This is a genomic window from Actinacidiphila cocklensis (assembly GCF_907177275.1).
GTDB classification, from domain to species: Bacteria; Actinomycetota; Actinomycetes; order Streptomycetales; family Streptomycetaceae; genus Actinacidiphila; species Actinacidiphila cocklensis.
In genome coordinates this window covers 113,290-122,675 of record NZ_CAJSLV010000057.1, presented here as the reverse complement: position 1 = coordinate 122,675, position 9,386 = coordinate 113,290, and the positions used below count along the sequence as shown (strand labels likewise).

Sequence of the window (9,386 nt, the reverse complement as noted above, 5' to 3'; positions counted from 1 at the left end):
ACGCACCCCAGTGCCCCGCAGGCGAGGCCGCCCGGCCGCCGGGCGCCCGCCTGTCCGAGGCCGCCGCAGGCGGGCAGGCATCGCGCACGCAGGTCGTCGTGGACGCGGAGGCCGTGGCCGCGGCCGCGCGGGTGCTGGTCGAGGGCGGGGCGCCGGGCGAGTTGGCCGGGGATGTGGTGCGGGTGCTCGGGGAGCGGGCCGCGGCCGAGTTGCGGGAGGACCCGTGGCTGCTGCTCGGGGTCGGCGGGGTGCGGGTGGAGCAGGGGGACGCGTTCGCGCGCGGCCTGCTCGGCGGTGCGTGCGGGCCGGGGGACGAGCGGCGGGCGCGGGCGCTGGTCGCCCGGGTGCTGGAGGACGCGGCCCTGCGCGGCCACACCGCGCTGCCGCCGGCCGACCTGCACGCCGCCCTGCGCGGGCACGCGCTGCCCGATCCCGAGGCCGCGGTCGGCGCGGCCGTCACCGACGGCCAGGTGCTGGTCTTCCGCGAGGGCGGGGACGACGAGGAGGAAGCGGGCGACGAGGACGTCCCGCTGCTGCTCGGCCTGGACCGCTACGCGATGGCCGAGGAGAGCCTCGCGGAGGGCTTCTTCCGCCTGCTGCGGTCCTTCGAAGGCGAGCCCGGGGACGGGGACGGGGGCGAGCCGGACTGGGCGCGGGCCGCGGCCCCGACGCCGTCGGCCGCCGAGCTGATCAAGGCCGCGGCCGGCAGCGGCCTGGTCGTGCACTCCGGCGGCGAGGCGGCCCGCGCGGAGCCCGCCGCCCTGGTGGCCGCCGCCCGCGCCGCCGGCCTGCGGGCGTACGCCGCCGCGTACACCGAGAACGGCCGCCGCAGGCTCGCCGCCGCGGTGGGCGAGGACGCGGCGGTGACCGTGGACGGCCTGCTCTCGGGAGCCGGAGGTCCCGGCCGGGCCGCGGACGGCAGCCTGGACCTCGACCTGCTGGCCGTTCTCGACGCGCCGCAGCTGTCCGTCGAGGAGGCCACCACCCTCGTGGAGTCGGTCCCCGACGGCGCCCGGCTGGTGCTCAGCGGCGACCCGCACGCGCTGTGGTCCGCGGGCGCCGGCCGGGTGTTCGCCGACCTGCTCGCGGCCCGGGTCTGCCCGCGGGTGGTGTCCCGCACGCCGGACCCGGGGCCGATCGGCGAGCTGGTGTCCTGCGTCGGCGAGGGCGAGCTGACCGCCGTGGAGGCGCCGGACAAGGAGGTCGTGGTGGTACCGGTACGCGATCCGCGCGAGGCCGTGCACCGTACGGTCCAGCTGGTCGCCGACTCGGTGCCGCGGGCCTTCGGCGTCGAGGGGGCGCAGGTCCAGGTGGTCACCACCGGGCACGGCGGCCCGGTCGGCACCCGGGCGCTCAACGCCGCGCTCAAGGAGCGCCTCAACCCGGGTCCTGGCCGCTTCGGCGGCTTCGACCCGGGCGACCGGGTCGTACACGTCCCCGTACCCGGCCGTACGCTGCCGGGCACGGTGACCGGCGCCGAGCCGGACGGCCTGCGGCTGGAGTGCGAGCAGGGTCCCGTGCTGGTACCGCGGGAGGACGTGGCGGCGACCGTACGGCACGGGTGGGCCGTGACCGGCCATCAGGCGGCCGGCATGCGCTGGCCCGCCGCGGTGGTGGTCGTCCCCGGCGACGCGGGGCCGCTGCTGACCCGCTCCTGGGTCTACACCGCCTTCGGCCGCGGCGAGCGCCACCTCTCGGTGGTGCAGGGCGCGGACCAGCACCTGACCCAGGCCGTGGCGGGACCGCCGGCGGCGGAGCGCACGACCCGGCTGGCGGCGGTACTGCGCGAGTTGACGGCCCAGGGGTGAGCTGAGGCCCCGGGGGGAGATCCCCGGGGCCGGCGGGTGCTCAGTCGAGGTCGAGCGCGCTCAGCTCGTCGTCGAAGACCGCGCTGACGTCGAAGCGGCACACCACCAGGTGCGGGTCCGCCTGGTCGAAGGGGGCCTCCAGCCACTCCCCCGGCTCGGGCGGCTCGGCGGCGGAGACCCACACCGTGGAGTCGCCCTCCTCGAAGCCGAAGTCCTTGTGCCGCTGGGCGATCTCATCGGGCTCGTACTCCCCGAAGATCACCCCGAGCGCCGCGTTGACCGTTGCGGTCGCCGACCCGTCGGTGTCCTCGCTCGCATGCCTGGCCTGCGAGAAGAGCCGGTCGGGCGCCACGATCGTGTAGTCGCGGCGGATCAGCACGCTGATCGCCTCCGGCTCCTCGGGACCCTCGTACTCCGGCAGCGAGCCGCCGCTGGGCACTTCGAGCGGAGTCACCTCGTCGTAGGCCTCGTACAACATCTCGTCGTACGACTCGGCGGCCGCGGCAAGCGCCTCGAACGCCTGGTGAACGGCGGGGTCGTCCTCGCCGCTGCGCTTCTCGATCGCATCGAGATGCCGGTCGAGCGCGGCCTTGACCGCCTCGACTGCGGCACGGACTTCGGCCGCCGTGGGCTGCACGTCATCAGACATGAGGGAGACGCTATCCGCACCGGGGCGTTGCTTGCACAATAGATGCGATGCCGGAATACGAATTCAGAGAGATGTACGTGCCGCGTGGGGTCTCGCGCAAGGACGCGGCACGGTTGCTGACCGACGAGGCGGAGTACGGGCACTGGGAGGTCGACCGGCTCCGCCTGTATCCCGACGGGAGCAGACGCGTGCGCCTGCGGCGCCGGATCATCCGTCAGGTGCGGGCCACCTGGTGAGGTGACCCGCTCCGGTTCAGCTCCGGACGCCGCGTCCGCGGCGGTAGAGCAGGGCACCGCCGAGCAGCAGCGCACCGGCGGCGAAGGCGCTCACGGCCATGCCGTCGGCGCCGGTGTGCGCGAGGGTCCCGGTGCCGGGTACCGCGGGGGTGCGGTGCGACACCGGGGTGTACGGGGTGCCGGGCGTCCCGGGGTTGCCCGGCGTGCTCGGGGTCACCGGCGTGCTCGGGGTACCGGGGGTGCCGGGTGTGCCCGGGTTGCCGGGAGTCCCAGGCGTACCGGGGGTGCCCGGAGTGCCGGGGTTCCCAGGCGTACCGGGGGTGCCGGGCGTTCCCGGCCGGCCGGGTGTCCGCGGGGTGCCGGGTGTGCCCGGGTTGCCGGGCGGAGTCTCGGCGTTCTCGCAGCTGTCCCCGAAGACCGGGTTCAGCAGGCCGATCACGGACACGCCGTCGCCGCACAGGTTGAGCGGGACGTCCACCGGCGCCTGCACCGCGTTGCCCGAGCCCACGCCCGGAGAGCCGTGGGTGCCGCCGCGGGCGGTGGAGCCGCCGCCCGGGTGGGCGGAGACGTTGCCGCAGTGGCTGCCGAACGCCGGGTTCAGCAGGCCCACCACGTCGATGGTGTCGCCGCACAGGTTGACCGGAACGTGCACCGGCGCCTGGACCGCGTTGCCGGCCAGTACGCCCGGTGAGTCCGCGGCCGTTCCGTAGGCGCCCGCGTCGGCGTGCGCCAGACCACCGGTCGCGGCGATGACCCCGCCGGTGGCGACCACGGTGAGCAGGCCCTTGGTTGCGACCTGTCGCATTTTGCTACCCCTATCCTTCCGCTGCGTTCAGGGACTTTCCCTGGAAACGGCGAGCGGCCCCGGCACGCAGCTGGCTGCGTCCGGGGCCGATCCGGTGCGGGCCGCGCGAGGTGGCGCGGCCGCGGCGGGACTAATCGTTGACGCAGGCGCTACCGAAGACGGGGTTGAGCAGCCCGATCACGTCGACGGTGTCTCCGCAGAGGTTCACCGGGATGTGCACGGGGACCTCGACGACGTTGCCCGACAGCACGCCGGGGGACTGCACCGCGGCGCCCTGGGCTCCGGAGTCGGCGGCAGCCATGCCCGCACCCGCGAGCACGAGACCGCCCGTGGCGACCGCGGCGGCGACGACCTTCTTGATCATTCTCTTCTCCCTCATGGACGAATGCAGCCCAGCCTGCGGACCACACCGTCGTAACGACCCCCTGAGGAATAGAGCTACGAAAGCATCGGGCAGATCACCCGTACCGGCGAAGGAGACCACCGGTACGGGTACACGCGAGCGACGGCTCAGCTGTGTTCGATGAAGCGGTCCAGCACCCGGACGCCGAACCGCAGTCCGTCGACCGGCACCCGCTCGTCCACGCCGTGGAACATCCCGGCGAAGTCCAGCTCGGGCGGCAGCCGCAGCGGCGCGAAGCCGAAGCAGCGGATGCCCAGGTCGTCGAAGGACTTGGCGTCGGTGCCGCCGGAGAGCATGTACGGCACCGCCCGCGCGCCCGGGTCCTCGGCGACCAGGGCGGCCTGCATCGCGTCGACCAGGGCGCCGTCGAAGTCGGTCTCGACGGCCTTGTCGCTGTGCAGGGACTCGCGCTTGACCCGCGGCCCGAGGATGCGGTCGAGGTCGGCGAGGAACTCCTCCTCGTAGCCGGGCAGGAAGCGGCCGTCGACGTGGGCGGTGGCCTGCCCGGGGATGACGTTGACCTTGTAGCCGGCGCCGAGCATCGTCGGGGCGGCCGAGTTGCGCAGGGTGGTGCCGATCATCTTGGCGATGCCGCCGAGCTTGGCGAGCGTCGACTCCATGTCCTCGGGGTCGAGTTCGGTGCCGAGCGCGTCGGACAGCTCGTCGAGGAAGCCGCGCACGGACTTGGTGACGCGGACCGGGAACTCGTGCCTGCCGAGCCGGCCGACCGCCTCGCACAGCTCGGTGATCGCGTTGTCCTTGTTGGTCATCGACCCGTGGCCCGCCGTGCCGTCCACGGTGAGCCGCATCCAGTGCATGCCCTTCTCCGCGGTCTCGATCAGGTAGAGCCGCAGGTCGTCGTTGACGGTGAAGGAGAAGCCGCCGACCTCGCCGATCGCCTCGTTCACGCCCTCGAACAGGCCCGGGTGCTTGTCGACCAGGTACCGGGCGCCGTAGGTGCCGCCGGCCTCCTCGTCGGCGAGGAAGGCGAGCACGATGTCGCGCGGCGGCTTGCGGCCGCTGCGCAGCCGGTCGCGGATCACCGCCAGCGTCATCGCGTCCATGTCCTTCATGTCGACCGCGCCCCGGCCCCACACGCACCCGTCGGCGACCTCGCCGGAGAAGGGGTGCACGGTCCAGTCGTCGGCGTTGGCCGGGACGACGTCGGTGTGCCCGTGGATCAGCAGCGCGGGCCGGGACCGGTCCACGCCCTCGACCCGGGCCACCACGGAGGCGCGGCCCGGGTGCGACTCGAAGATCTGCGGTGCCAGCCCCACCTCCGCGAGCTTCTCCGCCACGTACTCGGCCGCCGCCCGCTCCCCCGGCCCCGAGTGGTCCCCGTAGTTGCTGCTGTCGATCCTGATCAGCTCACTGCACAGGTCGACGACCTCGTCCTCGCCGCTGATCGGACCGGTGACTGATCCGCTGCCCGCACTACCGGGCCTGGACTCGCTCACGCTGTCTCTCCTCCTCGTCGACCACCCGCCCGCCGCACGCGCCGGATGCCCCCCCATCCTGCTACGCACCCCCCGCGACCCCCAAGGCTCACCCGGCCCGCTCCCCGGGCTCGCGGTGATCGGCACCCCCGATCTTTGCTATGGTTTACCCCGTCGCCACGGCCGAGAGGCCGTGTCGTCACACCCGTCCGGGTGGCGGAATGGCAGACGCGCTAGCTTGAGGTGCTAGTGCCCTTTATCGGGCGTGGGGGTTCAAGTCCCCCCTCGGACACTTTTTCTCCGCATGGCAGGTCTTTTCAGCCGCGGAATCCCGCCGCATACCTGCGTGCCCAGGCCAGATCGGCGACGAGCCGCTCGCGGTCGCCGTCACGGTAGTCGTTCTCCAGCACCAGGGCGCGTACCGGCACCCGGTGATTGCCCAGCGCCCCGAGCGTGTCGTCGAGCCGGCCCGTCCCCGTCCCCAGCAGCGGCGTGGGGCCGACGGCCGGCGGCCCGTCCTTGAGGTGGACCTGGTCGGTGAGCAGGTCGCTCAGCTCGGCGACGAGCGCCGCGCAGGACAGCCCGGCCGCGACCGGGTTGAAGGTGTCGAGCACCAGGCGGAAGGCCGGGGAGCCGATCCGCTCGGCCAGCAGGCGCGCCTGTCCGCCGGTGAGGACGTTCTCGCTGGCCAGCGCCAGACCCCGCGCTTCGGCTTGTCCGGCCGCCCACCGCAGCACTTCGACGGTGCGGTCGAACGCCTCAGGACCGTCGATGGCGCTGCGCCGGAAGCTCGGCACGAACACCAGCGGTACCGCGAGCGCACCGGCGGCGTCGAGCAGCCGTTCCAGTACCGGGCGTGCCCGCGGTGACATCAGGCCGACGTCGTTGAGGTGGTTGCCCGCCACCGCGAGCAGCCGCACACCGGTCGACTCCGCCGCCGCGCGCAGCGCGCCGATCCGCCCGGGCGCGTCGAGCCACTCGCCGCGTCCCGGCCCCCCGAGGTCGACCTGCACGCCGTCGGCGCCGACAGCACGTGCCAGCCGCAGCGCTTCGGGTCCCGCCGCGGCCAGCCGCCACTCGGCCAGGCCCACCAGGCATTTCACGGCCCCACCGGACGGCTCTGGGAGACCGGGGCCGAGTCCCGGGCCGACCACCAGCTCCCGTCCGCGCCGACGACCAGGCAGTCACCGTGGTGTCCTCCTCCGGCCGTCGCGCCCAGCTCAGTGGCCACCCCGGCGAAGTCCGACGGCTTCATGTAGGAGCTGTAATCGAAGTCGGGCGGCCGGCGGCGGCGGATGCCGGGGCTGTCCACCATCCCGGAGGGCAGGACCTGGACGATGCGGACGCGCGTGCCGTCCTCCTCCTGGGCGACCGAGTCCAGCAGGCTCTTCGCCGCTGCCTTCGAGGCGGCGTAACCGGACCTGGCCGGGCCGGCGTTGAAGGCGACCTCCGACGACACCCCGAGGAAGAGCCCGGCGCCCGCGGCTCGCAGCGACGGCAGGGTCGCCGCCAGGGTGATCCACAGGCCGGTGGTGTTGACCGCCAGCTGGTCGTGCCACTCCTGCTCGCTCACGTCGCTGAAGAGGGCACGCCTGGCGCCGTAGTGAACGGAGGAGAAGCACACGGCGTCGAGCCGTCCCCCCGCCGACTCGGTCAGGCGCGCCCGCGCGTGAGCGGGTTCCGTGAGGTCCACGCGTTCCCACCGCAGCAGTCCCGCACCGGGACCGGCGGGGCGGGTGCGGCTGAGGACGGTCACCTCGGCGCCCGCGGCGGCCCAGGCGTCGGCGATTCCCCTGCCGATGCCCGTCGAGCCGCCGACGACGATGCTGCGGTGGCCGGCCAGGGGTGTACGGGTCGTCATGCGTCCTCCCTGTCGTTGATCCGCACCGCGCACTTGACCAGCCGCCGGCCGTCGATGACCCGGTTCCGCGAGCCTGCCAGGCGCCGCATGACGCGGGCCGCGCCGGCGAGATCGGTCTCATGGGTGATCAGGTCGCGGTAGTGCCCGGGGGCGAGGGCCAGTTCGGCGGCGGCGGTGAGCAGATGGTGGTTGGCCACCCCCCGGTGCCCGAAGAGCCGTACGCCCCTGCCGGTCGTGGTGATCCGCGGCGGATCGGGAAGGCCGCCGCAGTTCGCCGCGCGGACGGAGGCGAGGTCGAGTCCGGGCAGCGCCGCGGTGCGCGCCCCGTGCGGCAGCCCGCCCACGATGTCCACCACGAGGTCCGGCCCCGCGACGGCGAGCACCGCCTCCAGTGCGGCGACGGTGGCGTCCCGGGGGGTGGCGAGCAGGGCCGCGACCGGCCCGGCCGGCCGCGCGGCCGCCAACTCCGCGGGGGTAAGCAGCAGATCGGCGTGGTGCGGCAGCGACCGGCTGAACACCCGGCCTTCCGCGGTGTGGTGCACCAGTACCACGCGCACGTCCTCGCCGAGCTTGCGGCGGGCCGCGCGGACGGCGAGGTGCCCGATCGTGCCGTCCCCGAGGACCAGCAGTGTCCGGGGAGCGAACGCGCTCAGCGCGCCCAGCGCGTACTCGACGACCGCCAGCGGTTCCAGCAGCGGTGCCAGGCCGACGTCGGTTGCCGCGGGCAGCGGCACCACCATGCCGCCGGTGAGCGCCGCGGCCGGCAGCAGGGTCCGTTCCTGCAGCAGACCGTCGACGTTGTGCCCCAGCAGGAAGCCGGGGTCGGTCGGGTGGGTCGGGTTGACCGCGACCAGGGTGCCCGGCGTGCACCACGCCGGAGCGTCGTCGCCGACGGCCACCACCCGGGCGATCCCCTCGTGCCCGATCACCGGTGCGGGGTCGTCGCGCAGGCCGCGGAGGATCTGGATGTCGGTGCCGCACAGGCCTGCGCAGAGCGTCGCGACGCTCAGTTCGCCCGTCCTCGGCGCGGGGGTCGGCCGCGTGGCGACGGACACGGTGCCGCCCGCTCGCACGATCGCCCGGTGCGCGCTCATGCCGCCTCCCCGGCGATCGCGGCGAGTCCGGCTCCGACGAGCCCGTTCGCCTGGCCCGGGCCGCAGACCATGATGCGGTCGCGCACCCAGCCGGGCTCCCGCTGGCTGGTGAGATACAGCCCGGACCGCTCCAGGTGTCCCAGGACGGCGGCGCGGTAGTGGGCGCCGAGCGCTGTCGCGACCCCGCCGGTGAAGGCGACCAGGTCGATCCGCGGATCCAGGCACAGCGCGGTGCGGACCACGTCAGCCACCGGGCCGGCCGCCGCGTCGAGCAGGCGGGTCGCCACGGGGTCGCCCTCGTCGAGCGCCGCCGCCAGCGCAGCCTCGAACGTCTCCGCGGAGGCGAGCCGGGTACCGATCGGGGACGCGTTCCAGCGCTCGGGCTCGCGGTCGCGCAGGACCTCCGCCAGCCTGCAGATGCCCGGCCCGGACGAGAATGCCGCCACGTGCCCGAGATGTCCGCAGTCGCAGCGCAGGTCCACCGGCACGCCGTCGAGGGCCACGGACGCCGGCAGGTGCCCGATCTCCCCCTGCAGTCCGCAGCCGTCGACCGGGATGTCGCCGGTTCGCTGGTCGATGCTGCGGCAGGCGATGCCGGTGCTGATGGTCGCGAGCAGGATCTTGCGCCGTTCCCGCGCCGGCGGCGAGTCCGCCAGGTGCAGCAGGGCGGCCGTGACGTCGTTGACGATGTGCCAGCGCACATCGGGGCGGGCCGCGCGCAGGGCGCCGAGCAGGTCGAAGGGCCGGACGGAGGCGCCCCACAGCGGAGCGGACGCGTAGACCGTTCCCGCCCGGTGGTCGAGTGCCGCGCCGAAGGACACCCCGGCGACTCCCGCGGGCGGCACCGGCTCGGCCATGGCGTCCACCAGGGTCGCCTGCAGGTCCTCCACGGCGGCGCCCGGCAGCCGCGACCGGCTCGGCGACGGCCTGGACCGCACCTGCCCCAGTCCGTGCTCGGGAGACCAGGCGGCCCAGCGCAGATACGTTCCCCCGACGTCGAGAACGGTGATCGGTCGTACGGTTGCGCCCACGGCGGAGACCTCCAGCCGGTGTCGAAGGTGGACGATGGCCGTCGAGGGCGCCATCGCAGTGGC

The 9,386-nt window shown here is 74.4% G+C and carries 10 protein-coding genes and 1 tRNA gene; 3 read left to right on the top strand and 8 right to left on the bottom strand.

Features of this window, described 5'->3' with window-relative positions:
* Positions 1-1,808: helix-hairpin-helix domain-containing protein (locus tag NFU81_RS18670; RefSeq protein WP_251491341.1), on the top strand; the 1,808-nt coding region annotated here is incomplete at its 5' end.
* Positions 1,809-1,848: 40 nt separating this feature from the next.
* Here NFU81_RS18670 and NFU81_RS18665 read toward each other — a convergent pair.
* Complete coding sequence (locus NFU81_RS18665) at positions 1,849-2,457, bottom strand: hypothetical protein (RefSeq protein WP_251491339.1); 609 nt, start codon at positions 2,455-2,457, stop codon at positions 1,849-1,851.
* 47 nt (positions 2,458-2,504) lie between these two features.
* Here NFU81_RS18665 and NFU81_RS18660 point away from each other — a divergent pair, with 47 nt between their 5' ends.
* Entirely contained in the window at positions 2,505-2,693 is a 189-nt protein-coding gene (locus tag NFU81_RS18660) for a DUF5703 family protein (RefSeq protein ID WP_205045756.1), read from the top strand.
* A 16-nt stretch (positions 2,694-2,709) separates the two neighbouring features.
* On the opposite strand, the gene NFU81_RS18655 is transcribed toward NFU81_RS18660, so the two are convergent.
* From NFU81_RS18655 to NFU81_RS18645, 3 genes are all read right to left on the bottom strand, one after another.
* Entirely contained in the window at positions 2,710-3,498 is a 789-nt protein-coding gene (locus tag NFU81_RS18655; protein WP_251491337.1) for a chaplin, read from the bottom strand.
* Positions 3,499-3,628: 130 nt separating this feature from the next.
* A complete protein-coding gene (locus NFU81_RS18650; RefSeq protein WP_251491354.1) occupies positions 3,629-3,862 on the bottom strand; it encodes a chaplin in 234 nt (77 codons plus the stop codon).
* 146 nt (positions 3,863-4,008) lie between these two features.
* Complete coding sequence (locus NFU81_RS18645) at positions 4,009-5,415, bottom strand: M20/M25/M40 family metallo-hydrolase (protein ID WP_422665229.1); 1,407 nt, start codon at positions 5,413-5,415, stop codon at positions 4,009-4,011.
* A 129-nt stretch (positions 5,416-5,544) separates the two neighbouring features.
* On the opposite strand from NFU81_RS18645, the gene NFU81_RS18640 reads away from it, so the two are divergent.
* Positions 5,545-5,629 (top strand) — tRNA-Leu (locus NFU81_RS18640).
* Positions 5,630-5,654: 25 nt separating this feature from the next.
* Here the strand turns inward: NFU81_RS18640 and NFU81_RS18635 are convergent.
* From NFU81_RS18635 to NFU81_RS18620, 4 genes are read right to left on the bottom strand one after another with little or no spacing between them, the layout of a single operon-like run.
* A complete protein-coding gene (locus tag NFU81_RS18635; RefSeq protein WP_251491335.1) occupies positions 5,655-6,440 on the bottom strand; it encodes a sugar phosphate isomerase/epimerase family protein in 786 nt (261 codons plus the stop codon).
* Positions 6,437-7,198, bottom strand: coding sequence for an SDR family NAD(P)-dependent oxidoreductase (locus tag NFU81_RS18630; protein WP_251491333.1), 762 nt, complete (start codon positions 7,196-7,198; stop codon positions 6,437-6,439). Before NFU81_RS18630 ends, NFU81_RS18635 begins: the two co-directional genes overlap by 4 nt.
* Complete coding sequence (locus NFU81_RS18625; RefSeq protein WP_251491331.1) at positions 7,195-8,292, bottom strand: MDR/zinc-dependent alcohol dehydrogenase-like family protein; 1,098 nt, start codon at positions 8,290-8,292, stop codon at positions 7,195-7,197. The genes NFU81_RS18630 and NFU81_RS18625 overlap by 4 nt, the downstream gene beginning before the upstream one ends.
* Positions 8,289-9,377 (bottom strand): ROK family protein, encoded by a 1,089-nt coding sequence (locus NFU81_RS18620; protein ID WP_251491329.1) that lies wholly within the window; start codon positions 9,375-9,377, stop codon positions 8,289-8,291. The genes NFU81_RS18625 and NFU81_RS18620 overlap by 4 nt, the downstream gene beginning before the upstream one ends.
* Positions 9,378-9,386 lie beyond the last annotated feature (9 nt).

What these genes read in the sequence shown, in the direction of transcription:
- NFU81_RS18665 (WP_251491339.1), bottom strand. Translation starts at nt 2,457, where the DNA reads ATGTCTGATGACGTGCAGCCCACGGCGGCCGAAGTCCGTGCCGCAGTC.
- NFU81_RS18660 (WP_205045756.1), top strand. Translation starts at nt 2,505, where the DNA reads ATGCCGGAATACGAATTCAGAGAGATGTACGTGCCGCGTGGGGTCTCG.
- NFU81_RS18655 (WP_251491337.1), bottom strand. Translation starts at nt 3,498, where the DNA reads ATGCGACAGGTCGCAACCAAGGGCCTGCTCACCGTGGTCGCCACCGGC.
- NFU81_RS18650 (WP_251491354.1), bottom strand. Translation starts at nt 3,862, where the DNA reads ATGATCAAGAAGGTCGTCGCCGCCGCGGTCGCCACGGGCGGTCTCGTG.
- NFU81_RS18645 (WP_422665229.1), bottom strand. Translation starts at nt 5,415, where the DNA reads ATGGGGGGGCATCCGGCGCGTGCGGCGGGCGGGTGGTCGACGAGGAGG.
- NFU81_RS18630 (WP_251491333.1), bottom strand. Translation starts at nt 7,198, where the DNA reads ATGACGACCCGTACACCCCTGGCCGGCCACCGCAGCATCGTCGTCGGC.
- NFU81_RS18625 (WP_251491331.1), bottom strand. Translation starts at nt 8,292, where the DNA reads ATGAGCGCGCACCGGGCGATCGTGCGAGCGGGCGGCACCGTGTCCGTC.
- NFU81_RS18620 (WP_251491329.1), bottom strand. Translation starts at nt 9,377, where the DNA reads ATGGCGCCCTCGACGGCCATCGTCCACCTTCGACACCGGCTGGAGGTC.